Genomic DNA, 25,907 nt, shown 5'->3' with positions numbered 1-25,907 from the left:
GGCAGATTATCCGACAATACTAGCCGCTCTCCAAAGTGGTCCCGAACTAAAAGTTAATGGAATGACTGCCTCCGATCCGACAGGTTCCGCACCGGCCGCCGCCGATCCGATTACGCGCCCGGCCATCGACGGCGGGGCCGGCGATACGGCCGCCCGGAATGACGCGAGCGCCACATCGGGCGTGCTCGGCAATATGGCCAAAGGCGCCTTCGCGATCATGCCCGCGTTCGACCCGAAACGGCTCGACGACGAAGGTCACGTATTGTACTCGGCGGCCTATTCCCATTACGCGCGCCGCGTCCTGCAGGCGCGTCCCGAGGTCGCCGATGTGGTAACGCAGGCGGCCGCCGCGCCGCTGACACGCGACTGGATGGCGGCGCGCCTCGCGGCGTTGCACGAACCGGCGGCCGATGTCGATGCCGCCGCCGGCCGCGCGCTGCGCCGGCTGCGCGCCGAAGTCATGTGCGTGATCATCGAGCGCGACCTGCGCGGGGCCGCCACGCTGGCCGAGGTGACGGGCGCGATGACGGACCTCGCGGAACTCGCGATCCAGCACGGGCTGCACGTGCTCGGCAACGATCTGGCCGCCACCTATGGCCGGCCGACGTGCCGGCAGGGCAGCGAGGTGCAGGAACTGGTCGTGGTCGGCATGGGCAAGCTGGGGGGCCGCGAACTCAACGTGTCGTCGGACATCGACCTGATCTTCCTCTACGACGAAGACGGCGATACCCAGGGCGGCACGCGCAGCCTGTCCAACCACGAATATTTCATCCGGCTCGGCCGGCGCCTGATCAACCTGCTGTCCGAGGTCACGTCCGACGGCTACGTGTTCCGCGTGGACATGCGCCTGCGCCCGAACGGCGACGCGGGACCGCTGGTCTGCAGCCTCGGCATGCTCGAGGAATATCTGATCGTGCAGGGGCGCGAATGGGAGCGCTACGCGTGGATCAAGGGCCGGATCGTCTCCGCGCAGGACTCGCCGCACGCGCAGCGCACCGCGCAGCTGCTCGAACGGCTGACCACGCCGTTCATCTTCCGGCGCTATCTCGACTATGGCGTGATCGCGGCCATCCGCTCGCTGCACGCGCAGATTCGATCGGAAGCCGCCAAGCGCAGCGGCGGGCTGGCCGGGCACGGCATGAACCAGCGCTCGTTCAATATCAAGCTCGGGCGGGGCGGCATTCGCGAGATCGAGTTCATGGCGCAGGTGTTCCAGCTGATCCGCGGCGGACAGGATCCCGCGCTGCGGGTGCGCCCGACGCTCGAAGTCCTGTCGGTGGCGGTGGAGCGCAATCTGCTGCCGGCCGGGCAGGCCGAGCAACTGGCCGATGCCTATCGCTTCCTGCGGCAGCTCGAACACCGGCTGCAATACCGCGACGACGCGCAGACGCACCATCTGCCGACCACGCCCGAAGAGCAGCGCGCGGTGGCGCTGTCGATGGGATGCGAGGACTGGCAGGCGTTGCTGGAACGCATGCATGCGCTGCAGGAACCCGTGGCGCAGCAGTTCGAGGCGACGTTCGCCGATCCGTACGCCGAGGGCGACACGCAGCCGGCCGAGGAACTGTGGCCCGAGCTCGTGCGCGAAGAGGCCGCCACGCGGGCGACGCAGGACGGTCCGGACGAGACCGATCCCGAATCCTCGCCATGCCAGCGTCTGCAGGCCGCGGGCTTCGGCGATTGCACGGGGCTCTACGACCGGCTGCGCGCGATCGCGACCTCGGTGCGCTATCGCGCGTTATCGGAGACCAGCCGCGCGCGCTTCGACCAGCTCGTGAATCGCGCGCTCGACCTCGCGGCGCGGCAGGACGATGCCGACAGCACCATCGCGCGCTTTCTCGACTTCCTCGATGCGATCAGCCGGCGCGCGTCGTATCTGTCCCTGCTGTCCGAGTATCCGCAGGCGATGGACCGCGTCGCCCACACGCTGCATGCGTCGCGCTGGGCGGCCGCGTACCTCACGCGGCATCCGCAGCTGCTCGACGAACTGCTGGACAGCGACGCGCTGGCCGGCGTGCCGGACTGGGCCGCATTCCGCAAGCGCCTGGCCGATCGTCTGGCCGCGTCCGACGGGCAGGTGGAAACGCAGATGGACATCCTGCGCCGCGAGCACCATGCCGAGACGTTCCGCGTGCTGCTGCAGGACCTGCGCGGCACGCTGACCGTCGAGCAGATCGCGGACCGGTTGTCGGATCTGGCCGATGCCATGCTCGAGGTCACGCTGCAGGCGGTATGGCGGCAGCTGGCCACGCGCCACACCGAGACGCCGCGCTTTGCGGTCATTGCCTATGGCCGGCTCGGCGGCAAGGAGCTCGGCTATTCGTCGGACCTCGACATCGTGTTCCTGTACGACGATCCGCACGAACGCGCGCCCGAGGTCTACGCGGCCTATGCGCGGCGGCTCATCACCTGGCTCACCAGCCATACGGCGGCCGGCATGCTGTTCGATGTGGATACGCGCCTGCGGCCCAATGGGGAGGCGGGCCTGCTGGTGACGAGCTTCGATGCGTTCCGCCGCTACCAGTTCCGCGAGGGCGACAACACCGCGTGGGTGTGGGAGCATCAGGCGCTGACGCGCGCGCGTTTCTGTGCGGGCGATGCGGAGATCGGGGCGCGCTTCGAGTCGCTGCGCGAGGACGTGCTGCGCCAGCCGCGCGATGCGGATACGCTGCGCGCGGAGATCGTCGAGATGCGCGGCAAGGTGTCCGACGGACATCCGAATCCCACCGGCCTATTCGACCTCAAGCACGACCGGGGCGGCATGGTCGATATCGAGTTCACGGTCCAGTACCTCGTGCTCCTGCATAGCAGGGCGCACCCCGCGCTCACGCGCAATGCGGGCAATATCGCGCTGCTGCGCATCGCGGGCGAACTGGGGCTCATCGATGCGACGCTGGCGGGCGAGGTGGGCGACGCGTACCGGCTGTTCCGCGCGCGGCAGCACCAGATCCGGCTCGACGGCCACGCCCAGGCGCGCGTTCCGGCGGCCAGCGTCGCCAACGAGACCGCACGCGTGCGGGCGCTCTGGCAGGCGGTGTTCGGTGGCGGCTGATTGCTGGCAGCCGGGCAGGGCAGCGCGCCGTGACGACTGAGCCCACGGCCCCGGCCGCCGGGCCCGCATACCGGCGCACCGGCACCGGCGCGATGGTCCTGACCGTGGCGACCGTGGCCACGCTGTCCGCGCTGTTCACGTTCGTCCCATGGCTCCACGCGCATGGCCTCTACCTGCGCGATGCCGTGCGCGTCGACGGCCAGTGGTGGCGCGTCGTCACGGCGATGTGGGTACACCTGGGCTGGAAGCACTGGCTGACCGATGTGGCCGCATGCGGCGGCCTGCTGCTGCTGATCGCCCGCGAAGCGCGGCCCCGCGAACTGCTCGCGGTGCTCGCGATCTGCGGTATCGCCACGCAGGTCGCGATGTTGCAGATGGTATCGGTAGGGTGGTACGGCGGCCTGTCCGGCGCGCTGCACGGCCTCGCGCTCTGGGGCGGCCTGAGACTGCTTCAGGCGCCGGGCCTGTCGCGCGTGATCGGCGTGGTGATGTGTGTGGCCGTGCTGGTGAAGGTATGGGCCGAACAGTCATGGCTCGCCGCCATCGTCTTCGACCCCGCCTGGAACTTTGGCGTCGTCCGCGCGGCCCACGCCGCGGGCGCGATCGCGGGCCTTGCGTGCTGGGTGCTGCAGGAATGGTGGAGCAACCGGCGCGGCTAGGCCTGCCGGCTGGCTCCGCTCGGATCAAGCCCGCCGCCGTAACACGAACCCCACCACACCTGCCGCCACGAGCAGCATCGCCAGCCACGGTGCCATGGCGCCACCGCCGCCACCGCCGCTATCGGTGCTCGGCGTCGCCACCGGCTGCGAAGCCGGCGGCGGCGTGGTGGCCGTCGAAGGCGGATTCGGCGCAAGCGCTACCGCCGCGTCGGCATCGAGCAACCCCGCCCCGCAAACCGCCGTCGACGTCCGCGTGCAGAACGTATTCGCCGGATGCGGGCGCGCGGAGGTTTTCAGCGTCGCGATGATCTGCGTGGGCGTCAGCGAAGGATTGACCGCGAGCATCAGCCCGATCACCCCGGACACCATCGGCGTGGCGAAGCTCGTGCCCTGTGCCGACGACACGTTGTAGGTGGCCGGCGACGACGTCCCGTCGTTGGCCAGCGTGCGAATGAACGACGAGCCGCCCACGCAGGCGCCGTTCTGCACCTTGGAGTTGCCGCATCCGCCGCCCGGCGCGCTGATCGCGACCTCGGGCCCGACGTTGGCGAAACTGGCGTTCTCGCCGTCGTTCGCATGCGCGGTCACGGCAATCGCTCCCGGGCAGTCGGCCGGCGCTTCCACCCCGCCTGCCACTTGCCCCGGCAGGGCATTGCCGGCGGCCGCGACGACCACGGCGCCGCGCGCGGCCAGGTCGGCAATCGCCTGCTGCTCCACCGAGCTGCAGGTCCCGCCTCCCAGACTCACGTTGATCACGCGCGCCGGCGTCGGATTGTCGGGTACCCCCGGCACCGACAGGCCGCCGGCCCACCGCATGCCATCGACGGTATCGGACAGCTGCGCCCCGCACCGCCCGGAGACACGCACCGGCTGGATCAGCGCATTCCAGTCGACACCGGCGATATTGGTCCCGTTGTTGGTGATGGCGCCCAGCACGCTGGCCACACGCGTGCCATGCCACGTGCTGTTCGTCGGCGTGGTCACCGTGCCATCGGAACACACGGTGCCGGCCGGCTCGTTGTCGCCCGGGTCGAGCGGATTGCTGTCGCGGCCATCGCCGTCGTTGGACACGGTCGGCTGCGTGATGAAGTCGTACCCGGGCACGATGCGGCCCGCGAGGTCGGGGTGGGGCAGGTAGCCCGTATCGACCACGGCGATCACGATCGCGTTGGTGCCGCGCGAGCGATCCCACGCCTTGGGGAGATTGACCCCACCCACGGCCACCTGCGGCGACTGGAGGTAGATCTGGTTCGCGACGAACTCGGGATCGCTCGGCACGGTGTCATGCACGCGCAGCCAGCGATCGGGCACCGCATCGGCAATGCGCGGGTCCTTGCGCAGCCGCGCGGCGACGGCCTCGGGATCTTCCCCGGAGGCGTTCGACACCGACAGCAACTGCAGCGCGCCGCCCATCCTGCGCTTGACCGAGAGCGCCACGCCCGTGCTGTCCTGTACCTGCTGCATGCGCCGGGACGTCTCGGCGGTGTTCTCGGACGGTGCCTGCCCGTCGCGCCAGCGCACGATGTAGTTGCCCGTGTAGCGCGGCGCGGGCTTCAGCCGCACCGCGGTGTCCGCATGCGCCGCGACCGGCACGGCCAGCGCGGCCGCCGCGGCCAGAAGCGCCAGCGAAGCCAGCGAAGCCAGCGAAGCCAGCGGAGCCAGCGGAGCCAGCAACGGGCGCCCATCGCGCCATCGCCGCCATCGGCTCGGGCGGTGTGCAATGTTTGACCAGGACATTGACTGCGGCGCTGCTGTGGGCATCGAGGCCTCCTGTGTATGTTCTAGCGACAGCGAGAGATGGTGCGTGGGTAAGCGAGAATCCTGTGCCCGTCAGCCGGGCGGCATATCGCGCGTCTTCGGCATCGTGCGATGCGGCTTGAGCACGCGGTCCGGCTCGGCGGTCTCGATGCGCGGCGCGCCGCGCAGGACCGTCACGGCCTGGTCGAGCGTGGCATCGGTGGACTTGCTGATGGCCGTCACGAGCCACACGCCCCCGGACATCGGCCGCTTGACCACATAGCGATACGGACCCGTAATGCCCGCGAGCAGCTTGCCCGCGTCCTCGGACACGATCACCTCGGGCGGCGTAAAGCGAACCATGATGTCGCCGATCGCGCGGTCGTCGGTAATGCTGCCCGCCGGCGGCGCATACGAGCGCGACTCGGAGGCACAGCCGGAAATCGCGCCCAGGGCGGCGGTCGCGGCGATGGCCGCGACGGCGGCCTTCGCGGTCAGCACACGGCGGCGGGGGGCGGAGGGGTCTTGCGCGGAGGGATCTTGCGTTTTGCCAGTCATCATCGTTGTCTTGCTCCTCGGTCCGTCAGTATTTATCCGACCGCGCGCCGCGCGCGCCGGCCTTCCTTGTCGGACTTGTTACCTTTGTTCGTCACGTTGGCGGCGCTTCCGCCGCGGGCGCCCTGCGCGAGCATCTCCTCGGCATGTTGCAGCGTGGTGGCAGTCACGGTCGCGCCGCCGAGCATGCGCGCCGTCTCGGCCACGCGGCCCTCGGCATCGAGCGGGCGGATGCGCGAGCGCGTGATCGGGCCTTCCTTCCCGTCGCCATCGACGGTCTCCTTGCTGACGAGCAGATGCGTGCCCGCCTGCGCGGCCACCTGCGGCAGATGGGTGACGCACAGCACCTGCCGCGCGCGCCCGAGTTCCTGCAGCCGGCGGCCGACCACTTCGGCCACGGCGCCGCCGATACCGGTATCCACCTCGTCGAAGATCAGCGTCGGCGTGGGCGCGGCCTCGCTCGTGATCACCGAAATCGCGAGGCTGATCCGCGCCAGTTCGCCGCCCGACGCCACGCGCGCGAGCGGGCGCGCGGTCACGCCTGCGTGGCCGGCCACGAGGAATTCCACCTGCTCCAGCCCGTAGCTCTGGCCTTCCTCGAGCGCGTTCAGCGCGACCGAGAACGTTCCCCCGGCCATGGAGAGGCCCTGCATGGCCTCGGTCACGGCGGCGGAGAGCGCTTCCGCGGCCCGCGCGCGCGCGGCCGACAGATGCTGCGCGAGCGTCAGGTACGCGCCCCGCGCGGCGGCCTCGCGCGCGGCAATCTTGTTCACGTCCTGCGCGGCCTGCAGGTCGTCGAGCTGCTGCCGCCGCGCGAGCAATTCGTCGGGCAGCTGTTCGGGGGGGAGGCGGTATTTGCGCGCGGTGGTGTGCAGCGCCTGCATGCGCGCTTCCACGGCCTGCAGCCGTTCGGGGTCGAGTTCCACGCGATCGACGTAGCGCGAAAGCGAGTGCGCGGCTTCTTCCGCCTGCACCTGGGCCGGCTCCAGCGCGGCCAGCACGTCGTTGAGCGCGGGATCGAGGTCCGCGAGCTGGCGCACCTTCTGCACGAGGCTGTTGAGCGTGGACAGCACCGAGCCGTCGGCCTCGTGCAGCGCGTCCAGCGCGGCGCGGCTGCCGTCGATCAGGCTGGCCGCGTGCGACAGCCGGTTGTATTCGGTCTGGATCTCGTCCCACTCGCCGGGCTGCGGCGCCAGCTTGTCGAGCTCGCCCACCTGCCATTCGAGCCGCTCGCGCTCCAGCTGCATCTCGCGCGATTGCTGCTCGGCGGCCTCGCGCAGCTTCACGCAGGCGCGCCAGGCCCGCCACGCTTCCGCCACGGCGGCGGTCTGCAGCGTCAGCCCCGCGTGGGCGTCGAACAGCAGGCGCTGCGCGTCGGGGCGGAGCAGCTGCTGATGCGCATGCTGGCCATGGATATCCACGAGCTGGTCGCCGACCTCGCGCAACTGCGCGAGCGTCGCGGCGGCGCCGTTGATAAAGGCCTTGCCGCGGCCGCTCGCATCGACGGTCCGGCGCAGCAGCACTTCGCCGTTGCCATCGTCGCCGCCGAGTTCGCGCTCGGCCAGCCAGGCATCGAGTTCGGGATGCGTGCCGAAGGTCGCGCCGATGCTCGCGCGCGCGGCACCCTCGCGCACCACGCCGGCGTCGGCGCGTTCGCCGAGCACGAGCGCGAGTGCATCGATCAGGATCGACTTGCCGGCACCGGTCTCACCGGTAAAGACCGTGAAGCCGGCGGAGAAGTCGAGGTCGAGCGTATCGACGATGACGAAGTCGCGGATGGACAGGCTGCGCAGCATCGTGAGCGGTGGGCGGGAAGGGTGACGGTGAGAGTGGCGAAAGTGGCCGGCGTGCCGGGGCCCGGGTCGGATCAGAGCCGGTTGTCCTCGGTCGGATACTCGTGCCAGTGCAGTTTCTTGCGCAGCGTGGCGTAGTAGTTGTAGCCGACCGGATGCAGCAATTGCACGGCTTTGTCGGAACGGCGCACGACGATGCGGTCCCCGGGCAGCAGCGACGTCAGCGACTGCATGTCGAAGTTCACGCTGGCGTCGCGCGCGGTCGCCACTTCGATCGTCACCTCCGCGTCATGCGGCAGCACGATCGGCCGGTTCGACAGCGCATGCGGGGCAATTGGGACGAGCACGAGCCCGGAGAGCGTAGGATGCAGGATCGGACCGCCCGCGGACAGCGCGTACGCGGTGGAGCCCGTCGGCGTGGACACGATCAGGCCGTCCGAACGCTGGTTGTACATATGGTAGCCGTCCACCGACACCGAGAGTTCGACCATGCCCGAGATGCCCGAGCGGTTCACCACCACGTCGTTGAGCGCCAGCGCCGTGAAGATGATCTCCTCGTCGCGGATCACCCGCGACTCCACCAGCATGCGCGTCTCGGCCTCGTAATGCCCGGACAGCATGGCGGGCAGCACGGTCGTGACGTCATCGAGCGGGATATCGGTCATGAACCCGAGCCGGCCGTGGTTGACGCCGATCAGCGGCACCCCGGCGCCGGCCAGTTGCCGGGCGATGCCCAGCAGCGTCCCATCGCCGCCGAGCACCACGGCCACGTCGGCGATACGGCCGATTTCCTCCGGCGTCAGCGCCGGATAGCCGGTCAGGCCGGTGGCCTGCGAGGTTTCGCGCTCGAAGACCACGTCCTGGCCGTTGCGCGACACGCAGGACGCGATCTCCTCCAGCGGGCCTTCGATCCCGGCGGTGGAATGGCGGCCCACGAGGGCGATGGTCTTGAACGGCGCGCGCGGCGCGTTGGCTTTGGGGGGTACAGACATGGCGGGATTAGACCATACCGATATGAACGTTGTCAGCAGCCGCTCCGGGGGATGGCGCAAGCCCGCCCAGAGGTGGAAAACTTGATTAGAATCTGGGCATTATGGACGAACGTTCGAAAACCCTTCTCAAGACGCTGATCGAGCGGTATATCGCCGAAGGCCAGCCCGTCGGCTCGCGTACGCTGTCGAAGTACTCGGGCCTCGACCTGTCGCCGGCGACGATCCGCAATGTCATGTCCGATCTCGAGGAGATGGGCTTTATCGCCAGTCCGCATACCTCGGCGGGCCGTATTCCCACGCCGCGCGGCTACCGCCTGTTCGTCGATTCGATGCTGACCGCGCGCCCGCTGGACCGGGCGCCCGAACTCGCGGCGCAGCTGGCGGCCCTCGCCGGGCAGATCCAGGGCCAGCTGGCGGGGCCGCAGCAGACCCCGCAGCGCATGATCACGACGGCCGCGCATACGCTCTCGAACCTGTCCCACTTTGCCGGCGTGGTCATGACCCCGCGCCGCGCGCAGTCCTTCCGGCAGGTCGAATTCATGCGGCTGTCGGAAAAGCGCATCCTGCTGATCATCGTCAGTCCCGAGGGCGATGTGCAGAACCGCATCATCCAGACCGAACGGCCGTATACCCCGGCGCAGCTGATCGAGGCCGCCAACTACTTCAACACGCACTACACGGGCATGAGCTTCGACGCCGTGCGTAACCATATGCGCGTGGAACTGCAGGACCTGCGGCGCGACATGTCGTCCCTGATGCAGGCCGCGGTGGAGGCGGGCAGCAGCGCGATGGCCGAGGAAGACGATCAGGTCTTTATCTCGGGGGAGCGCAAGCTGCTCGAGGTCGAGGATCTTGCCTCGAGCATGGACAAGCTGCGCCGCCTGTTCGACGTGTTCGAGCACAAGACCAATCTGTTGCAATTGCTGGACGTGTCCAGCCACGCGCAGGGCGTGCAGATCTTTATCGGCGGGGAAAGCCAGCTCGTGCCGCTCGAGGACATGGCCGTGATTACCGCGCCGTACGAGGTGGATGGCCAGATCGTCGGCACCCTCGGGGTGATCGGCCCCACGCGCATGGCCTACGAGCGCGTGATTCCCATCGTGGATATCACCGCGCGGCTGCTGTCCAGCGCGCTGAGCCAGAACTGAACGCCAGCGCCGCGCCGGCCGCACGGCCTGCGGCGCCAACGGAAACTCTATGACGTTTGCACCGGAACCGACCTACCAGCATGGGCAGGCCCCGCGCACCGCGATCCTGCTGATCAACCTGGGCACGCCCGATGCCCCGACGCCGAAAGCGGTCGGCCGCTATCTGGCGCAATTCCTCGGCGACCCGCGCGTGGTCGAGATTCCCCGGATCGCATGGCTGCCGATCCTCCATGGCGTGATCCTGCCGATCCGCTCGCGCGCGTCGGCCATGAAGTACGAGTCGATCTGGCTGCGCGAGGCCCATATGACCGGCTCGCCGCTGCTCGTCTACACCGAGCGGCAGGCCCATGCGCTGCAGCAGCTGATGACCCAGCACGGGCACGATGTCACGGTGGCCTGCGCGATGCGCTACGGCAACCCGTCCATCGGCTCGGTGCTCGAGGCGCTGCGCCGGCAGGGCACCGAACGGATTCTCGTGCTGCCGCTGTATCCGCAGTTCTCGGGCACCACCACGGCCACCGCGTTCGACGAACTGTTCCGCGTGCTCGGTGAGTGGCGTAATCAGCCCGAACTGCGGCTCGTGAAGCATTTTCACGATCATCCGGCCTATATCGGCGCGCTTCACCAGCAGGTCGGCGCATACTGGGCGCAGCACGGCACGCCGGACTTCGCGCGCGGCGACAAACTGATCCTGTCGTTCCACGGGCTGCCGCGGCGCCTGCTCGATCTCGGCGATCCGTACCATTGCGAATGCCTGAAGACCGGGCGGCTGCTCGGCGAGGCGCTCGGCCTGCAGCCGGGGCAGTATCAGGTCACGTTCCAGTCGCGCTTCGGCAAGGCCGAATGGCTGCAGCCCTATACGGCGCCGACGCTGACGGAACTGGGCCGGGTGGGGACCGCGCGTGTCGATGTGTTCTGCCCGGGGTTTCCGGCGGACTGCATCGAGACGCTCGAGGAGATCGCGATGGAAGGGCAATCGGAGTTCCGGGTCGCCGGCGGGAAGGATTTCCACTTCATCCCGTGCATGAACGACGCGCAGCCGTGGATCGTCGGGCTGGCCGAGATCGCGCTGCAACATCTGCAGGGCTGGCCGCTGCGCGCGCCGCATCCGCACGAACTGGACGCGCGCCGCGCGCGGGCGCAGACGCGCGGGGCCGCTGCCTGAGGGCATGACATGCATGTAGATTTCGAATCCGATGCGCGGCTGCGCATCGACAAATGGCTCTGGTGCGCAAGGTTCTTCAAGACGCGCTCGCTGGCGGCGGAGGCCGTGGAGCGTGGCCGCGTCGAAGTGAACGGCCAGGCGGTCAAGAATTCGCGCGAGGTCAGGCCCGGCGACACGATCGTGATCGAGGCGTACCAGCAGCGCTGGGAAATCGTGGTGCGGGGGATTGCCGCCGCGCGGGGCCCGGCATCGGTCGCGCAGACGCTATACGAGGAAACGGCCGCCAGCGCGGCAAAGCGGGAGCAGGCGGCCGAGCAGCGCCGGTATCAGAGCGAGCCGACGGCGCAGCTGCAGGGGCGGCCGACCAAGCGCGACCGGCGCCGGATCGACGATTTCAGGCACTGAGCAGGCACTGAGCAGACACTGAGCCTGCGCTGCACCGGTACCGCGCGTCATCGTACGTAGTGAACGAGGTAGTGCTTGAAGACGGCCTTGCCGCTCCCGTACTCGGTTTCGCGCGGGGTAAAGGCACCCGAGACGCAGATAAACACGGTCATCAGCGCCAGCACGGCAATCAGGCAGAACGTCACCACAGGCATCTTGTGCATGACTAACCTTCTGAAGTCGAAATACGAACGATCAACAGAGCGATCCACGCCTACCTCCCGCATCATTTTTGTCATTTTTTCACCATGAATAGTAGTGTGTGCGCCGCAGCAAGGCAATGACGACCCGGTGACGATTCACCCGCGTTTGTAACGGCTTGTTTCGAAGGCTCTGAACCGCCACCCCTTGAAAAACAGCCGCCCGTCGCCAACTGCGCGCTACACTTGCCGATTCCCAAAGCCTTTTTTGCATACAGATTGATCGACATGGAAGAACAGAATCAGACGCCATCTCCCGCTGCCGCAGACGACGCCCAAGCCGCGCCCGGCGCACAGCAAACCGGCGGTGACGACCTGGTCGCGCAACTGACGCAACAGGTCGCCGACCTCGAAGCCAAGGCCAAGGAGCATTACGACCTGCTCCTGCGCGCCACCGCGGAAGGCGAGAACATCCGCCGCCGCGCCCAGGAGGACGTCGCCAAGGCCCACAAGTTCGCGATCGAAAACTTCGCGGACAATCTCCTGCCGGTCATGGACAGCCTCATGGCTGCCCTGGCCGACAACACCAACGATCTCGCCAAGCTGCGCGAAGGCGTGCAACTGACCGCACGCCAGCTGGCCAGCGCCTTCGAGCGCGGCAAGATCGTCGAACTGAACCCGGTGGGCGAAAAGTTCGACCCGCATCGCCATCAGGCCATCTCGATGGTGCCGTCCGAGCAGGAACCGAACACCGTCGTCAACGTCCTGCAGCGCGGTTACCTGATCGCTGACCGCGTCCTGCGTCCGGCGCTGGTCACGGTCTCGGCCCCGCGCTAAGCCGCCGGACCCGGTTCACGCCAGCCCATCACGAACGCCCGGTGCCCTCGGCCCGGGCGTTCGGCTTTTCAGGAGGTCCTTCATGACCGAACAGACGTCTGCCACCCCGTCCGGCGCGACCGATACCGCCGCGCCCCATCTCGACCACCGTGCCTTCGAGGCATTCGGCATGCGCGAGGTCGATGGCGAAACCATCGACGCGGCCATTGCCGAGGCCGGCGACGACCTCGTCTGCGTGTTCTTCTGGGGCGTGGACTGCTTCAACTGCGAGATGGCCAAGAAGGCCATGCTCGCCAACCCCGAGCCGATCCGCGCGCTCAACGTGCACTGGCTCCATGCCAACGTCTACGCGCACCCGGAACTCGGCCGGCGCTTCGGCCTGCACGGCATTCCGGTCTTCATGTTCTTCCACAAGGGCAAGAAGCTCGGCCGCGCGACGGGCTGGCATGGCCACGGCCAGTTCGCGGCCGCGGTCGGCAACGCGCGCCTCAAGGCCGGCGGCAAACCGCTGGCGGGCTGACCCGTGAACGCCCCGTGAAAGCCTTTATATCGCGCATGCCGCGTCCACCTGTCGCCGGCCTCGTGCTGATCGCGGCCGCATGGACGATGGCCGGATGCACCGTCATCAGTGCGACGGCCGCGGTCGGCAGCGCGGCCGTGTCCGTGGCCACCACGGCCGGTTCCGCAGCCGTGAGCGTGGCCTCGACCGCCGTCGAGACCACGTATTCCGTCACGAAAGCCGTGGTGACCAGCGGCGAGGAGGCAGCGCCCTGAGACACTCCGGCGCCGTTATCGGGACAACGCGTAGCCGATGCGGAACTGCCACGGCGACTTCTGGTTGTAGTCGATCAGTGATTCGCCGTAGCCATAGAACCATCCGGCCATCAGATAGCCCGCGGTGCCCGGCACCAGCCGCGCGAGCGGATAGGTCAGTGCCGCATTGACGCTGCCATAGCCCTTGCGCGTGCCCTTGCGCAGCGTGGCGGCCACCTCCCACGAATCGGGTTTGCCATACGCGATATTGAGGTCCATATAGCCGCGATAGTGCGCGATGTCCTCGTTGTCGCTCTTGCCCACGTACGCATACAGCTTCGGCGCGACGCGCCAGTGCCAGTCGGTCTGGTCGCCGAAGTACATCGTCGGCGTCACGAACAGCGTGTTGATGCCGCGCGAGCTGTCGCCGCCCAGCCCGTTCGATTCATGCTCGAAACCCGTGGCGACCGACAGCCGGCTGATGACGCTGTTGCGGACGCCCGTGTCGGACAGGTAGTAATAGAGGCTCGGCCGGTAGTTGGTGTCGCGGAAGGGCCGCGATTCGCCGCTCAGGTCCCAGAGCGAGAACTGCGTGTAGCCGAAATACAGGTTGTCGAGCACGGACTTCGACGCCGGGTCCTTGCCCTCGAAGATCCGGAACTTGAAGCTCAGCTGGAATTTCGCGTTCGCGCCGTTATGGCCGCCGAACATGATGTACATCGGCTCGTTGAACGACAGCCGCTGCGCGTCGCGCAGGTCCGCCGGCGCGGGACCGGCCTCGGCGGGCACCGTGGCGACCGTCGTCACGGGCCCCGTGGCCGCATCCGCGCTGGCGGCGCCAGCCGGGGCAATCTCGGGCGCCGTGCCGTTGGCGGGCAGCGGCCCCGAGGCCCTGGGTGCCACGGCGGCAACCGCGGCAGCGCCATTCGCGTCGGCCGCGCGATTCAGCGTCACGAGCACGGGCGCGGCATCGATCCCGGCCACGTCGAGCCGCACCTGCCCGCGCAGCGCGTCGGGCCACGGGGCGGTGTAGCGGATCGTGCGCGTCTCGCCATGCCTCAGTTGCAGCACGCCCGGTCCCGCGCCCACGCGGCGCGCTTCCACGCGGATCGGCGCGGTCATGTCGGCCGAGGCGGTCACCGCGAGCGTGGCGGGCACTTCGAAGCGCCGCGTTTCCGCGTCGCCGACGACGAGCAGCGTGACCGTGAGCGGCTGGGTGCCGTCCACCACGCGCGGCGGCTGCAGCAAGGTGACGGCGGCCTGTGCCGCGAGCGGCGCAGTCAGGAGCGCCGACGCAAGTGCGGCGGCGGTGAGGGAGCGCGTGTGGAGGGCGCGATGCAGTGGCACGCAGAACGGCCGGACGCGAACAGACGCGGCGCGGGAGGGCGCAGTGACGGTCATGGGATGGGCATTGCGCGTCCGGCGCCGAGAGTCGGGGCGGCACGCAACCTGTCAGATTGGCAATGCCGCAAAGGCTAGCACGTCACCGCAAAATCACTTGTCAGTGTTTGTCGGACGATGACGTCAGGCACCCGCCCGCCGTTTCACGGCATCGATGTAGGCCTGGCCATCGGGCGGCAGGCCTGTGCGCTGGGCATTCCAGAGCATTTCGCCCAGGCATTCCATGACCTGATGCTGGGCCTCGTGCGGCGAATCCAGCCGGCGGGCCAGCGCCTCGTAGGCGGCGCGGATGCCGGGCGGCTGGTCGATCGACACCTGTTCGGAGATCGACAGATGCATCGACAGGTGCAGGAACGGATTGGTCTGGCCACGCTCGGGCGTGTACGCCTCGGCCAGCGCGCCTTCGGTATCGGTCAGCAGCTGGTGGTATTCGGGATGCTCGCCGATCCAGTCGACGGCCATGGCCTCGAGCGGCGTCAGGACACTGCCCGCGAGCTGCTTCTGCCAGGCATCGCAGAAGAACCGGCGGACTTCTTCTCGTGAGGGATTGAACATGATGGCCGCCATTGTAGACGATCAAAAGAATTGACGAACTTGCACAACGCCATTGTGCGGCGCGGCGGGACGTGCCGGTAAAATCGCACGGTCTTTTGCCCATAAACAGAGCCGCTACAACATGACAACGATCGATCCGGCCGTGATGGCCAAGCTGTTCACCGAAGCGCGTACCCATAACGTCTGGCAGGACAAGGGCGTCGACGACGCCGTGCTGCGCCAGATCTACGAAGCGATGAAGTTCGGCCCGACCGCCGCCAACAGCACGCCCGCTCGCATCGTCTTCGTGAAGTCGGCTGCGGAGAAGGCCCGCCTCGTGGAGTGTGTGTCGGCCGGCAATGCCGAGAAAACGCGCACCGCGCCCGTGACCGCGATCATCGCGTTCGACAACAACTTCCACGATCAGTTGCCGAAGCTGTTCCCGCATGCCGACGCGCGCTCGTGGTACGCGGGCTCGCCCGAGAAGATCGCGCGCGACGGGCTGATGAACAGCTCGCTGCAGGGCGGCTACTTTATCCTCGCCGCGCGCGCGCTCGGCCTCGATTGCGGCCCGATGGCCGGCTTCGATGCAGCCAGGGTCAACGCCGCGTTCTTCCCCGAAGGCAACTGGTCGGTCAACTTCCTGGTGAACCTGGGGTACGGCGTGGGCGACAAGCTGCATCCGCGCCTGCCGCGCCTGTCGTTCGAGGAAGCCTGCCGCATCGTTTGAGCGGCTTCGGGGGCAAAGCGCTCAGGCCCTGGGCGCTTCCGTCTTTTCCCGAAACTCGCAAAGCGGCTCGATCGCGCAATGCCAGCACTCCGGCTTGCGCGCCTTGCAGACATAACGTCCATGCAGAATCAGCCAGTGGTGCGCGTCATGCAGGAACTCGGCGGGCACCACCTTGAGCAGCTTCTGCTCGACGGCATCGACGTTCTTGCCCGGCGCAATGCCGGTGCGATTGGACACGCGGAAGATATGCGTATCGACCGCGATCGTCGGCTGGCCGAACGCCGTGTTCAGTACCACGTTGGCCGTCTTGCGTCCCACCCCCGGCAGCGCCTCCAGCGCCTCGCGATCGGGCGGCACCTTCCCGCCATGCCGTTCGACCAGAATCCGGCAGGTCTCGATCACGTGTTTCGCCTTGGTCTTGTAGAGGCCGATCGTCTTGATGTAGTCGATCAGTCCGGCCTCGCCGAGCGCGAGCATCTGCTGCGGCGAATGCGCGACCGGAAACAGCTTGCGCGTCGCCTTGTTGACGCCCACGTCGGTCGCCTGCGCGGATAGCAGCACCGCAATCAGCAACTCGAACGGCGAGCTGTACTCGAGCTCGGTGACGGGCGCCGGGTTGATCTCGCGCAGCGTCTCGAAAATGGCGTGAATCTTCTTGGCGTTCATGCGGGCATCAAGGCTTGTCGTTTTTCTTCGGGTCCGGTGTCAATCCGGCCCGCGCGCGGCGCGCCTCGGCCGCATCGATCTGGGCCTGCACCGCGGGCGAGACATCTTCCGTATTGCGCGGGCGTGTGCCAGCCGCCGCCTGCTTCTGCCGCGCGCGCTCGATCGCGGCCTGGATGATGGCCTGCTTGCGCGCCTGCGCGGCGCGTTCCTCGTCGCTCTGCGTCGGTTCCGCGCGCAGCGCTTCGAGCTTTGCGGCCGCCTTGGCCGCCAGCCGCGCGTCGTTTTCCTCGCGCTCGCGCACGAGCCGCACCTTGCGCGCGTCGTAGCGCGCGTGGGCAAGATCGGCCTGCGCCTGCGACCATGCGGCCCAGCCCGTACGCTCGCCCGTTACGGGCACCATGTCGATGCAATCGACGGGGCAGGGCGCCACGCACAGATCGCAGCCCGTGCACCAGTCCGGCAGCACCGTATGCATCTGCTTGGCCGCGCCGACGATTGCATCGACGGGACAGGCCTGGATGCAGAGCGTGCAGCCGATGCACAGGCTTTCGTCGATGCGCGCGACCGCGCGCGGCTGCTCGACACCGCGCGTCGCGTCGAGCGGCAGCGGCGCGGCGCCCAGCGCCGCCGACAGCCGCACGATGCCTTCGGCGCCGCCGGGCGGACACCGGTTCGCGAGCGCTTCGCCCGTCGCCATGGCCTCCGCATACGGGCGGCAGCCATCGAACCCGCACTTCGTGCATTGGGTTTGCGGCAATAGCGCTTCGAGCCGATCGGCAAGGGAGGCAGCGAGGGAGGCAGCGGGTGGGTTCACGACGGGCAAGGCTGGCTTCTGAAGGGCAATCGGGTGAGACGGCCTCTGTGGGCCGTGCGCGGCAAGGATTATCCCCGATTTCGTCCTGACCCAGAATCGGCGAACATGCGGACGATCATACGAAGGTCCCCCGGCGGGGAACCTGACCAAGCGATATGCCATAATCCGCCGCTATGACCGACCCGGAACGCATCACCAACGAGCCTAGAACCAAGCGGGATCCCGAAGGAACGCGGCGCCGCATCCTTGCCGCCGCCACCGAGGAATTCGCCAAGGGCGGTCTCGCCGGCGCCCGCGTCGACCAGATCGCGCGCCGCGCCGAAACCAACGAGCGCATGCTGTACTACTACTACGGCAGCAAGGAGGGGCTGTTCCTTGCCGTACTGGAGAAGCAGTACGCCGAATTCCGCGCCGACGAGGAGCGTCTGCATATCGTCGACGAAGATCCCGTCGCGGCCGTGCGCACGCTGGCCCGTTTCGTATGGGACTGGTATTACCAGCATCCGGAATTCATCCGGCTCGTGAACAGCGAGAACCTGCACGAGGCCAAGCACCTCAAGAAGTCCGCGCAGCTGCATCAGCTCGTGAACCCCGTGGTCAACGTGCTGGCCGACATCATCCGCCGCGGGCAGAAGCAGGGCGTGTTCCGCGAGAACGTCGACGTGCCGCAGTTCTACCTGACCATTTCCGCGCTGGGCTATTACGTGCTGTCGAACCGCTACACGATCAGCGCCGTGATCGGGCGCGATGTCGCATCGCAGGAGGAGCACGAGCGATTCGCCGCCCTCCACACGGATATGTTGCTCAGCTACCTGACGCGGCAATAAGGCGCAAAAAAACGCCCGCGGAAGCGGGCGTCTTTCTTAGCGATACTTGCGAATGAAGTCGCGCAGTTCCGGGTAGATGTTCTCGCGCCAGCGCCGGCCCGAGAAGATCCCGTAATGCCCGCACTTGGGCGCGATCAGATGTTGCTTGCGCGTCTTCGGAATACCCGCGCACAGGTCATGCGCGGCGGCCGTCTGGCCCATGCCCGAGATATCGTCGAGCTCGCCCTCGATCGTCAGCAGCGCGGTGCCCTTGATGTCCTGCGGCCGCACGGGCTCGCCCTCGATCTCCCACGTGCCGTTGGCGAGGCGAAACTCCTGGAACACCTCGCGAATCGTGTCGAGGTAGTACTCGGCGGCCATGTCGAGCACCGCGTTGTACTCGTCGTAGAAGCGCACGTGCGACTCGGCATCGTCCGCATCGCCCTCGACGAGGCTCAGGTAGTAGTCGTAGTGCGACGACAGATGGCGGTCCGGGTTCATCGCGACGAAGCCCGCATGCTGCAGGAAGCCCGGATAGACCTTGCGGCCGTGACCCGGATAGTTCGCCGGCACCGTGTAGATGACGTTGTTCTCGAACCATTCGTACGACTTGTTCGTCGCGAGCGAGTTGACCGCGGTGGGGCTCTTTCGCGCGTCGATCGGGCCGCCCATCATCGTCATCGTGCGCGGCGTCTTCTCGCCGGCCGAGGCCATCAGCGAGATCGCGGCCAGCACTGGCACCGTCGGCTGGCACACGGACACCACGTGCAGCTGGTCGGCGCCGATATGGCGGATGAATTCCTGGATGTAGCGGATATAGTCCGCCAGATGGAAGTCGCCTTCGTCGATCGGCACCATGCGCGCATCGACCCAGTCCGTCACATAGACCTTGTGGTCCTGGAGCAGGGTGCGCACGGTATCGCGCAGCAGCGTCGAATGGTGGCCCGAGAGCGGCGCGCAAACCAGCACCGTCGGCTCGTCCTTGAGCAGCTTGATGGTGTCGGGATCATCCGCATAACGCTTGAAGCGCACGAGCTTGCAGAAAGGCTTTTCCAGCACCGTCTGCTCGACGATCGGGATGTCGCGCCCGTTGGAACGAACCGACTTGATGTCGAAGGCTGGCTTCTCGTATTCCTTGCCAAGCCGGTACAGCAACTCGTAACCGGCTGCCAGGCGCGGCGCGCCCGGAACGAGCGAAAGGGGGCTGAGGGGGTTCGTGAACGTCTTCGCCGTTGCCTGCGCCCACGCTGTCAGCGGGTTCAGAAGCGAGCGCTGGAACTCGTGCAATTGATAAAGCATGCCGGATACCTATACCTTGGTGCCTGTGGTGCCGTATTGTTGGCCCCTCGTTGTGGCGATGGAGGCGCCAACGATTATGCCCGCAATCCATCGATCGTGCTTTGCAGCATATAACTGGAAGTTACATCGCCATGAGGAAAGCACAATAAGACAAACGCCTTAATTCCGCATGAGAATGTCTGACGGACATAAAAAGGCGACCGGAGGTGATCCTCCGGTCGCCTTTCAGGCTACCTCGGCAGCGGTTTGGCTATCGAGCTTCCTGTTTCAATAAACGGCGGCGATGGCGTTGACCACGGCGTCGATGTTCCGGCTGTTCAGCGCGGCCACGCAGATGCGGCCCGTGCCGACGGCGTAGATGCCGTGCTCGTTGCGCAGGCGATCCACCTGGGCCGACGACAGGCCCGAGTACGAGAACATGCCGCGCTGGGCCTTCACGAACGAGAAGTCGCCCGGCACGCCCTTGGCGGCCAGCTTGTCCACGAGCGCGTTGCGCATCAGCTTGATGCGGTCGCGCATCTCGGCCAGTTCAGTTTCCCACATGGCGCGCAGTTCCGGGCTGTTCAGCACCGTGGCCACCACCGTGCCGCCGTGCGTCGGCGGGTTCGAGTAGTTCGTGCGGATCACGCGCTTGATCTGCGACAGCACGCGTTGCGCTTCGTCCTTGCCGGTCGTCACGATCGACAGGGCACCCACGCGCTCGCCGTACAGCGAGAAGCTCTTCGAGAACGAGCTCGAGACGAAGAACGGCAGGCCCGACTCGGCGAACAGGCGCACGGCGGCGCCGTCGGCGTCGATGCCCTCGGCAAAGCCCTGGTAGGCCATGTCGAGGAACGGGATCAGGTTGCGCGACTTCACGAGTTCCACCACCTGCTTCCACTGGTCGTCCGACAGGTCCACGCCGGTCGGGTTGTGGCAGCATGCGTGCAGCACGACGATCGTGTTGGCCGGGAACGACTTCAGCGATTCCACCATGCCGGCGAAGTTCAGGCCGTGGCTCGGCGCGTCGTAGTACGTGTAGTTGACCACGGGGAAGCCGGCCGCTTCGAACAGCGCGCGGTGGTTCTCCCAGCTCGGGTCGCTGATGGCAACCTTGGCATCGGGGTACAGGCGCTTCAGGAAGTCGGCGCCGATCTTCAGGGCACCGGTGCCACCGAGTGCCTGAGCCGTCACAACGCGGCCTTCGGTGATCAGCGGCGATTCCTTGCCGAACAGCAGCGTCTGGACGGCCTGGTCGTAGGCGGCGATACCTTCGATCGGCAGGTAACCGCGCGGGGTGGCAGTGGTCAGGCGTGCCTTCTCGGCTTCCTGCACGGCGCGCAGCAGCGGAATTTTCCCTTCGTCGGTGAAGTACACGCCAACGCCCAGATTCACCTTGGTGGGACGCGTATCGGCGTTGAAGGCTTCATTGAGGCCCAGGATCGGGTCGCGCGGGGCCATCTCGACGGCAGAAAACAAACTCATTTGAGATCTCGTGGTCAGCTGTGTAACAAAACGGAGGGCGTAGAATGCTTCGGACTGCGCTGGCTGCAGCACGCCTTGAAGCGTACCGCACAAGCCCAAGATTCTAGCGTATTCGCCCGTTTTCCTGAGGTTTTTCCCTACCCTATGTCGAATCTCGCCGAAGCCGCCCCGGCCCTGGACGAAAGCAAGTTCATCTCGTTCCCGGGTTCCCCGTTCCAGCTGTACCAGCCGTATCCGCCCGCAGGCGACCAGCCCGAGGCGATCCGCCAGCTGACGGAGGGCGTGGGGGACGGTCTGTCCTTCCAGACGCTGCTCGGCGTCACGGGTTCGGGCAAGACCTACACGATGGCCAACGTGATCGCCCGCGTGGGCCGGCCGGCCATCGTGTTCGCGCCCAACAAGACGCTCGCGGCCCAGCTGTATTCGGAGTTTCGCGAGTTCTTCCCGCGCAATGCGGTCGAGTACTTCGTCAGCTACTACGACTACTACCAGCCCGAGGCCTACGTTCCGCAGCGCGACCTCTTTATCGAGAAGGACTCGTCGATCAACGAGCATATCGAGCAGATGCGGCTCTCGGCGACCAAGAGCCTGCTCGAGCGGCGCGACACGATCATCGTGGCGACGGTGTCGGCGATCTACGGTATCGGCAATCCGAGCGAATACCACAAGATGATTCTCACGCTGCGCGCCGGCGACAAGCTGAGCCAGCGCGACATCATCACGCGCCTGATCGCGATGCAGTACACGCGCAACGAAACCGACTTCCAGCGCGGCACGTTCCGCGTGCGCGGCGACACGCTCGATATCTTCCCGGCCGAGCACGCCGAGATGGCCGTGCGCGTGGAACTGTTCGACGACGAAGTGGAGACCCTCCAGTTCTTCGATCCGCTCACGGGCCGCGTGCGTCAGAAGGTGCCGCGCTTCACGGTCTATCCGTCGAGCCATTACGTGACGCCGCGCGATACCGTGCTGCGCGCGATCGAGGACATCAAGGTGGAGCTGCGCGAGCGGCTGGACTTCTTCTACAAGGAGAACCGCCTCGTGGAGGCGCAGCGCCTCGAGCAGCGCACGCGCTTCGACCTCGAGATGCTCGCCGAGCTCGGCTTCTGCAAGGGCATCGAGAACTATTCGCGCCATCTGTCGGGTGCCGCGCCGGGCGAGCCGCCGCCGACGCTCGTCGACTATCTGCCGCCCGACGCGCTGATGTTCCTCGACGAATCGCACGTGCTCATCGGCCAGCTCAACGGCATGTACAACGGCGACCGCGCGCGCAAGACTACGCTCGTCGAATTCGGCTTCCGCCTGCCGTCCGCGCTCGACAACCGGCCGCTCAAGTTCGACGAGTTCGAGCGAAAGATGCGGCAGGTGACGTTCGTCTCCGCCACGCCCGCGCAGTTCGAGAACGAACACGCGGACCAGGTGGTGGAGCAGGTGGTGCGTCCCACGGGCCTCGTCGATCCGATCATCCACGTGCGGCCCGCGGGCACGCAGGTGGACGACCTGCTGTCGGAGATCCATATCCGCGTGGAAGCGGGCGAGCGCGTGCTCGTGACCACGCTGACCAAGCGCATGGCCGAGCAGCTCACCGAGTTCCTGTCGGAGAACGGCGTCAAGGTGCGCTACCTGCATTCGGACATCGACACCGTGGAGCGCGTGGAGATCATCCGCGACCTGCGCCTCGGCACGTTCGACGTGCTCGTCGGCATCAACCTGCTGCGCGAGGGCCTCGACATTCCCGAGGTGTCGCTGGTCGCGATTCTCGATGCGGACAAGGAAGGCTTTCTGCGCGCCGAGCGCTCGCTGATCCAGACCATCGGCCGCGCGGCCCGTAACGTCAATGGCACGGCCATTCTCTATGCGGACCGCATGACCGACTCGATGCGGCGCGCGATCGACGAGACCGAGCGCCGCCGCGTCAAGCAGATCGCGTTCAACGAGGCGAACGGCATTACACCGCGTGGCGTGGTCAAGCGCATCAAGGACATCATCGACGGCGTCTACAACCCCGACGAGGTCAAGGCCGAGCTGTCGGCGGCCGCCGAGCGCGCGAAGTACGAGGACATGAGCGAGAAGCAGGTGGCCAAGGAAATCAAGAAGCTGGAAAAGCAGATGCTCGACCATGCGAAGAATCTTGAATTCGAAAAGGCCGCGCAGGTGCGCGACCAGCTGGCCAAGCTCCGCGCGCAGGTCTTCGGTGCGAGCGGCGATCATCTGTAAGTCGCGCGTTCGCGCTGCGCGTGGCGTACGCAAGTGCGCCGGGGCTCCTATAGTGGAGGGCGGAGCCCGATTGCGAACCAGGAGCGCGCCATGATGACGGAGTTCGAATATGGTGGTTATTCGGTAGTGGTACGGGCAATCCCGCATGCCAGCGGCGGCTACGCCGGGATGGTGCAGATTGCCGATGCGTTTGGCGAGCCCGCCGGTCCGACCTTCGAGACCGAGGCAGGCTCCGCGCCGACGCCGGAAGCTGCGCTCGCCCTGGGCGAAGCGTCCGCGATGCAGACGATCGACGCCGGCGAGGTGAACTGAGATCCCGGGCCAAGGGACCGCCGGCCAGACAGGAGACAACGTCATGGCCTATCGCAGTGAATGGAAGAAGAGGGTTTTCGAAACGCACGAAGTACAGGTGCTGGTGAAGCCCCGGTCGCAGAACGAATGGGAGTTCACGGTGCGCGTCTGTCGCGCCGGGACCAACATCCGGGCCGCGAGCACGCTGACCGAGTCGTCGTCGATCAGCGATCACTTCAAAACGCCGGAAGACGCGGAGGCCGCTGGCTTCGCACGGGGAAAGCAGATCTACGAACGGATGTAGCGGCAGCCAGTGTCGCGATGGGCGGGCCCTCGGTCGGAGCGCCCGCCTGCAGCCGTTTGCGTACGCGGGTAAAATGCCGTCGGCCGTGCGGTGGCGCCTCCTTAGCACATTTGCGGGAACCATGTGCCGCCCCCGTCAATATGATGCACCGCGGTAGGGTTACTTGACTAAATTAGTCGGGAAAATTTATACTTGAGCGAATTGTTCAAGTATTCCCAACCCTGAGCATCATGAGACTCACGACAAAAGGCCGTTTCGCGGTGACCGCCATGATCGACCTGGCCATGCGCCAGGACCAGGGTCCCGTCACGCTAGCCGGCATCAGCCAGCGCCAGAAAATCTCCCTGTCCTACCTCGAGCAACTGTTCGGCAAGCTGCGCCGCCACGAAATCGTGGAAAGCGTACGCGGCCCGGGCGGTGGCTACAGTCTCGCCCGCAAGGCCGAGGCCGTGACCGTGGCGGACATCATCATCGCCGTCGATGAGCCGCTCGACGCCACCCAGTGCGGCGGCAAGGGCAACTGCCATGGCGACGAGGGTACCGGACGCTGCATGACCCACGAACTGTGGGCGACGCTGAACCAGAAGATGGTGGAGTACCTCGATTCCGTCTCCCTCAAGGATCTCGTGGACCAGCAGCGGGCCAAGCAGCCCGCGGTGCTGCACGACATGCGCGAGGAGGCGACGGCCCAGCAGGCCGTGGCCGCGCCGCGCGGCAAGGTGGACAAGCAGGAAAAGCCGGCCCGGGCGCGGGTCGTGAACTCGGTCTTCAGTCTGGCGCAGTCCTGAGCGGTAACCAACGCTGCGTCAGAAGTTGTTATAAACTATCGATAAGCGCGATCGATTAGCAGTCCCTATAAGGCAGTCATAACGATGAGCACCCCACATTTCCCCATCTACATGGATTACTCGGCGACCACGCCGGTAGACCCGCGCGTGGCGGACAAGATGATTCCGTACCTGCGCGAGCAGTTCGGCAATCCGGCGTCGCGCAGCCACGCTTACGGCTGGGACGCCGAGCGCGCGGTGGAAGAAGCGCGCGAGCAGGTGGCCGCGCTGGTTGGCGCCGATCCGCGCGAGATCGTCTGGACCTCGGGCGCTACCGAGTCCAACAATCTGGCCATCAAGGGTGCCGCGAACTTCTACTCGGGCAAGGGCAAGCACATCATCACCGTGAAGACCGAGCACAAGGCCGTGCTGGACACCACGCGTGAACTCGAGCGTCAGGGCTTCGAGGTGACGTACCTGGACGTGAAGGACGACGGTCTGATCGACATGGACGTGTTCAAGGCCGCGCTGCGCCCGGACACGATCCTGGTGTCCGTGATGCTCGTGAACAACGAGATCGGCGTGATCCAGGACATCGAGCAGATTGGCGAGATCTGCCGCGGCAAGGGCATCATCTTCCATTGCGACGCCGCGCAGGCGACGGGCAAGGTGACGATCGACCTGAGCAAGCTCAAGGTCGACCTGATGTCCTTCTCGGCCCACAAGACCTACGGCCCGAAGGGCATCGGCGCGCTGTACGTCCGCCGCAAGCCGCGTGTGCGCATCGAAGCGCAGATGCACGGTGGCGGCCACGAGCGCGGCATGCGCTCCGGCACGCTGGCCACCCACCAGATCGTCGGCATGGGCGAAGCCTTCCGCCTGGCGCGCGAGGAAATGGCCACCGAGAACGAGCGTATCCGCATGTTGCGCGATCGCCTGTGGCGCGGTTTCTCGGGCATGGAAGAGGTGTACCTGAACGGTTCGCTCGAACATCGCGTGCCGCATAACCTGAACGTCAGCTTCAACTTCGTCGAAGGCGAGTCCCTGATCATGGCGATCAAGGACGTGGCCGTGTCGTCGGGCTCGGCCTGCACGTCGGCTTCGCTGGAACCGTCCTACGTGCTGCGCGCGCTGGGCCGTAACGACGAACTGGCGCACAGCTCGATTCGTTTCACGGTGGGCCGTTTCACCACCGAGCAGGAAATCGACTTCACCGTCGAGCTGCTGAAGAGCAAGATCAGCAAGCTCCGCGATCTGTCCCCGCTGTGGGAGATGTTCAAGGACGGCGTCGATCTGAATTCGATTCAGTGGGCTGCGCACTAGGCGCCGAGACCCCCGG

At 66.8% G+C, this 25,907-nt stretch carries 26 protein-coding genes; 15 read left to right on the top strand and 11 right to left on the bottom strand.

Translation table 11 applies throughout. The features are described from left to right. Positions 1-193: 193 nt before the first annotated feature. Positions 194-3,052 carry a bifunctional [glutamate--ammonia ligase]-adenylyl-L-tyrosine phosphorylase/[glutamate--ammonia-ligase] adenylyltransferase gene (gene glnE / locus FOB72_RS09555; protein WP_150373843.1) on the top strand — a complete coding sequence of 953 codons (2,859 nt, stop codon included), beginning with the start codon at positions 194-196 and terminating at the stop codon, positions 3,050-3,052. Positions 3,053-3,144: 92 nt separating this feature from the next. After that, entirely contained in the window at positions 3,145-3,711 is a 567-nt protein-coding gene (gene rrtA / locus FOB72_RS09550; RefSeq protein WP_150373842.1) for a rhombosortase, read from the top strand. Between the two features lie 24 nt (positions 3,712-3,735). Here rrtA and mprA read toward each other — a convergent pair whose 3' ends face one another. The 4 genes from mprA to FOB72_RS09530 form a co-directional block, all read right to left on the bottom strand. Next, positions 3,736-5,472: an MprA protease, GlyGly-CTERM protein-sorting domain-containing form gene (mprA, locus tag FOB72_RS09545; protein ID WP_411859787.1), complete on the bottom strand. Its 1,737-nt coding sequence runs from the start codon at positions 5,470-5,472 to the stop codon at positions 3,736-3,738. A 69-nt stretch (positions 5,473-5,541) separates the two neighbouring features. Continuing rightward, the gene (locus tag FOB72_RS09540; protein ID WP_150373841.1) at positions 5,542-6,006 is read right to left on the bottom strand and encodes a hypothetical protein; all 465 of its coding nucleotides are present in this window, start codon (positions 6,004-6,006) and stop codon (positions 5,542-5,544) included. Positions 6,007-6,038: 32 nt separating this feature from the next. Further along, on the bottom strand, positions 6,039-7,799 hold the full coding sequence (gene recN, locus FOB72_RS09535) for a DNA repair protein RecN (RefSeq protein ID WP_150372289.1): 1,761 nt from the start codon (positions 7,797-7,799) through the stop codon (positions 6,039-6,041). Positions 7,800-7,870: 71 nt separating this feature from the next. Continuing rightward, a complete protein-coding gene (locus FOB72_RS09530; RefSeq protein WP_150372288.1) occupies positions 7,871-8,788 on the bottom strand; it encodes an NAD kinase in 918 nt (305 codons plus the stop codon). 101 nt (positions 8,789-8,889) lie between these two features. Between FOB72_RS09530 and hrcA the strand changes: the two genes are divergently transcribed. From hrcA to FOB72_RS09515, 3 genes are read left to right on the top strand one after another with little or no spacing between them, the layout of a single operon-like run. Beyond that, complete coding sequence (hrcA, locus tag FOB72_RS09525) at positions 8,890-9,936, top strand: heat-inducible transcriptional repressor HrcA (RefSeq protein WP_150372287.1); 1,047 nt, start codon at positions 8,890-8,892, stop codon at positions 9,934-9,936. A 49-nt stretch (positions 9,937-9,985) separates the two neighbouring features. Beyond that, complete coding sequence (hemH, locus tag FOB72_RS09520; protein WP_150372286.1) at positions 9,986-11,101, top strand: ferrochelatase; 1,116 nt, start codon at positions 9,986-9,988, stop codon at positions 11,099-11,101. A gap of 9 nt (positions 11,102-11,110) precedes the next feature. After that, on the top strand, positions 11,111-11,506 hold the full coding sequence (locus FOB72_RS09515; protein WP_150372285.1) for an RNA-binding S4 domain-containing protein: 396 nt from the start codon (positions 11,111-11,113) through the stop codon (positions 11,504-11,506). Between the two features lie 47 nt (positions 11,507-11,553). Here FOB72_RS09515 and FOB72_RS32170 read toward each other — a convergent pair whose 3' ends face one another. Further along, positions 11,554-11,709, bottom strand: coding sequence for a hypothetical protein (locus FOB72_RS32170; protein WP_191002123.1), 156 nt, complete (start codon positions 11,707-11,709; stop codon positions 11,554-11,556). Positions 11,710-11,973: 264 nt separating this feature from the next. Here FOB72_RS32170 and grpE point away from each other — a divergent pair, with 264 nt between their 5' ends. The 3 genes from grpE (at position 11,974) to FOB72_RS09500 (ending at position 13,296) form a co-directional block, all read left to right on the top strand. Then, on the top strand, positions 11,974-12,522 hold the full coding sequence (gene grpE / locus FOB72_RS09510) for a nucleotide exchange factor GrpE (protein ID WP_150373840.1): 549 nt from the start codon (positions 11,974-11,976) through the stop codon (positions 12,520-12,522). 82 nt (positions 12,523-12,604) lie between these two features. Then, positions 12,605-13,042: a thioredoxin family protein gene (locus FOB72_RS09505; protein ID WP_150372284.1), complete on the top strand. Its 438-nt coding sequence runs from the start codon at positions 12,605-12,607 to the stop codon at positions 13,040-13,042. Positions 13,043-13,077: 35 nt separating this feature from the next. Next, positions 13,078-13,296, top strand: coding sequence for a hypothetical protein (locus tag FOB72_RS09500; RefSeq protein ID WP_150372283.1), 219 nt, complete (start codon positions 13,078-13,080; stop codon positions 13,294-13,296). Between the two features lie 15 nt (positions 13,297-13,311). Here FOB72_RS09500 and FOB72_RS09495 read toward each other — a convergent pair whose 3' ends face one another. Both FOB72_RS09495 and FOB72_RS09490 read right to left on the bottom strand, forming a co-directional pair. After that, complete coding sequence (locus FOB72_RS09495; RefSeq protein WP_411859786.1) at positions 13,312-14,622, bottom strand: phospholipase A; 1,311 nt, start codon at positions 14,620-14,622, stop codon at positions 13,312-13,314. A gap of 177 nt (positions 14,623-14,799) precedes the next feature. Beyond that, positions 14,800-15,231 carry a DUF1841 family protein gene (locus FOB72_RS09490; RefSeq protein WP_150372281.1) on the bottom strand — a complete coding sequence of 144 codons (432 nt, stop codon included), beginning with the start codon at positions 15,229-15,231 and terminating at the stop codon, positions 14,800-14,802. 121 nt (positions 15,232-15,352) lie between these two features. Between FOB72_RS09490 and FOB72_RS09485 the strand changes: the two genes are divergently transcribed. Then, the gene (locus tag FOB72_RS09485) at positions 15,353-15,940 is read left to right on the top strand and encodes a malonic semialdehyde reductase (RefSeq protein WP_150372280.1); all 588 of its coding nucleotides are present in this window, start codon (positions 15,353-15,355) and stop codon (positions 15,938-15,940) included. A gap of 21 nt (positions 15,941-15,961) precedes the next feature. On the opposite strand, the gene nth is transcribed toward FOB72_RS09485, so the two are convergent. Together nth and rsxB are read right to left on the bottom strand one after the other, a co-directional pair. Beyond that, complete coding sequence (gene nth / locus FOB72_RS09480) at positions 15,962-16,606, bottom strand: endonuclease III (RefSeq protein ID WP_150372279.1); 645 nt, start codon at positions 16,604-16,606, stop codon at positions 15,962-15,964. Positions 16,607-16,613: 7 nt separating this feature from the next. After that, entirely contained in the window at positions 16,614-17,420 is an 807-nt protein-coding gene (rsxB, locus tag FOB72_RS09475; protein ID WP_191002235.1) for an electron transport complex subunit RsxB, read from the bottom strand. Between the two features lie 191 nt (positions 17,421-17,611). Here rsxB and FOB72_RS09470 point away from each other — a divergent pair, with 191 nt between their 5' ends. Next, on the top strand, positions 17,612-18,247 hold the full coding sequence (locus FOB72_RS09470; protein ID WP_150373839.1) for a TetR family transcriptional regulator: 636 nt from the start codon (positions 17,612-17,614) through the stop codon (positions 18,245-18,247). 36 nt (positions 18,248-18,283) lie between these two features. Here the strand turns inward: FOB72_RS09470 and FOB72_RS09465 are convergent, their stop codons facing one another. Continuing rightward, entirely contained in the window at positions 18,284-19,525 is a 1,242-nt protein-coding gene (locus FOB72_RS09465; RefSeq protein ID WP_150372277.1) for a polyhydroxyalkanoate depolymerase, read from the bottom strand. A 267-nt stretch (positions 19,526-19,792) separates the two neighbouring features. Then, complete coding sequence (locus FOB72_RS09460; RefSeq protein ID WP_150372276.1) at positions 19,793-20,989, bottom strand: amino acid aminotransferase; 1,197 nt, start codon at positions 20,987-20,989, stop codon at positions 19,793-19,795. Between the two features lie 144 nt (positions 20,990-21,133). Between FOB72_RS09460 and uvrB the strand changes: the two genes are divergently transcribed. From uvrB to FOB72_RS09435, 5 genes are all read left to right on the top strand, one after another. Continuing rightward, complete coding sequence (gene uvrB, locus FOB72_RS09455; RefSeq protein WP_150372275.1) at positions 21,134-23,206, top strand: excinuclease ABC subunit UvrB; 2,073 nt, start codon at positions 21,134-21,136, stop codon at positions 23,204-23,206. 90 nt (positions 23,207-23,296) lie between these two features. Continuing rightward, positions 23,297-23,518 carry a hypothetical protein gene (locus tag FOB72_RS09450; RefSeq protein WP_150372274.1) on the top strand — a complete coding sequence of 74 codons (222 nt, stop codon included), beginning with the start codon at positions 23,297-23,299 and terminating at the stop codon, positions 23,516-23,518. Between the two features lie 43 nt (positions 23,519-23,561). Continuing rightward, positions 23,562-23,801 (top strand): hypothetical protein, encoded by a 240-nt coding sequence (locus FOB72_RS09445; RefSeq protein ID WP_150372273.1) that lies wholly within the window; start codon positions 23,562-23,564, stop codon positions 23,799-23,801. Between the two features lie 230 nt (positions 23,802-24,031). Continuing rightward, on the top strand, positions 24,032-24,589 hold the full coding sequence (gene iscR / locus FOB72_RS09440; RefSeq protein WP_150372272.1) for a Fe-S cluster assembly transcriptional regulator IscR: 558 nt from the start codon (positions 24,032-24,034) through the stop codon (positions 24,587-24,589). A gap of 78 nt (positions 24,590-24,667) precedes the next feature. Continuing rightward, on the top strand, positions 24,668-25,891 hold the full coding sequence (locus tag FOB72_RS09435; protein ID WP_317889540.1) for an IscS subfamily cysteine desulfurase: 1,224 nt from the start codon (positions 24,668-24,670) through the stop codon (positions 25,889-25,891). Positions 25,892-25,907 lie beyond the last annotated feature (16 nt).

It is taken from the genome of Cupriavidus pauculus (genome assembly GCF_008693385.1).
In the GTDB taxonomy this organism is placed as follows: domain Bacteria; phylum Pseudomonadota; class Gammaproteobacteria; order Burkholderiales; family Burkholderiaceae; genus Cupriavidus; species Cupriavidus pauculus_D.
The sequence above is the reverse complement of the archived record's forward strand: the minus strand, read 5'-3'. Positions and strand labels throughout refer to the sequence as shown.

What these genes read in the sequence shown, in the direction of transcription:
- hrcA (WP_150372287.1), top strand. Translation starts at nt 8,890, where the DNA reads ATGGACGAACGTTCGAAAACCCTTCTCAAGACGCTGATCGAGCGGTAT.
- FOB72_RS09530 (WP_150372288.1), bottom strand. Translation starts at nt 8,788, where the DNA reads ATGTCTGTACCCCCCAAAGCCAACGCGCCGCGCGCGCCGTTCAAGACC.
- hemH (WP_150372286.1), top strand. Translation starts at nt 9,986, where the DNA reads ATGACGTTTGCACCGGAACCGACCTACCAGCATGGGCAGGCCCCGCGC.
- nth (WP_150372279.1), bottom strand. Translation starts at nt 16,606, where the DNA reads ATGAACGCCAAGAAGATTCACGCCATTTTCGAGACGCTGCGCGAGATC.
- FOB72_RS09465 (WP_150372277.1), bottom strand. Translation starts at nt 19,525, where the DNA reads ATGCTTTATCAATTGCACGAGTTCCAGCGCTCGCTTCTGAACCCGCTG.
- FOB72_RS09485 (WP_150372280.1), top strand. Translation starts at nt 15,353, where the DNA reads ATGACAACGATCGATCCGGCCGTGATGGCCAAGCTGTTCACCGAAGCG.
- FOB72_RS32170 (WP_191002123.1), bottom strand. Translation starts at nt 11,709, where the DNA reads ATGCACAAGATGCCTGTGGTGACGTTCTGCCTGATTGCCGTGCTGGCG.
- recN (WP_150372289.1), bottom strand. Translation starts at nt 7,799, where the DNA reads ATGCTGCGCAGCCTGTCCATCCGCGACTTCGTCATCGTCGATACGCTC.
- FOB72_RS09450 (WP_150372274.1), top strand. Translation starts at nt 23,297, where the DNA reads ATGATGACGGAGTTCGAATATGGTGGTTATTCGGTAGTGGTACGGGCA.
- glnE (WP_150373843.1), top strand. Translation starts at nt 194, where the DNA reads ATGGCCAAAGGCGCCTTCGCGATCATGCCCGCGTTCGACCCGAAACGG.
- iscR (WP_150372272.1), top strand. Translation starts at nt 24,032, where the DNA reads ATGAGACTCACGACAAAAGGCCGTTTCGCGGTGACCGCCATGATCGAC.
- FOB72_RS09490 (WP_150372281.1), bottom strand. Translation starts at nt 15,231, where the DNA reads ATGTTCAATCCCTCACGAGAAGAAGTCCGCCGGTTCTTCTGCGATGCC.
- rrtA (WP_150373842.1), top strand. Translation starts at nt 3,145, where the DNA reads ATGGTCCTGACCGTGGCGACCGTGGCCACGCTGTCCGCGCTGTTCACG.
- FOB72_RS09460 (WP_150372276.1), bottom strand. Translation starts at nt 20,989, where the DNA reads ATGAGTTTGTTTTCTGCCGTCGAGATGGCCCCGCGCGACCCGATCCTG.
- uvrB (WP_150372275.1), top strand. Translation starts at nt 21,134, where the DNA reads ATGTCGAATCTCGCCGAAGCCGCCCCGGCCCTGGACGAAAGCAAGTTC.
- FOB72_RS09505 (WP_150372284.1), top strand. Translation starts at nt 12,605, where the DNA reads ATGACCGAACAGACGTCTGCCACCCCGTCCGGCGCGACCGATACCGCC.
- mprA (WP_411859787.1), bottom strand. Translation starts at nt 5,472, where the DNA reads ATGCCCACAGCAGCGCCGCAGTCAATGTCCTGGTCAAACATTGCACAC.
- grpE (WP_150373840.1), top strand. Translation starts at nt 11,974, where the DNA reads ATGGAAGAACAGAATCAGACGCCATCTCCCGCTGCCGCAGACGACGCC.
- FOB72_RS09515 (WP_150372285.1), top strand. Translation starts at nt 11,111, where the DNA reads ATGCATGTAGATTTCGAATCCGATGCGCGGCTGCGCATCGACAAATGG.
- FOB72_RS09445 (WP_150372273.1), top strand. Translation starts at nt 23,562, where the DNA reads ATGGCCTATCGCAGTGAATGGAAGAAGAGGGTTTTCGAAACGCACGAA.
- FOB72_RS09500 (WP_150372283.1), top strand. Translation starts at nt 13,078, where the DNA reads ATGCCGCGTCCACCTGTCGCCGGCCTCGTGCTGATCGCGGCCGCATGG.
- FOB72_RS09540 (WP_150373841.1), bottom strand. Translation starts at nt 6,006, where the DNA reads ATGACTGGCAAAACGCAAGATCCCTCCGCGCAAGACCCCTCCGCCCCC.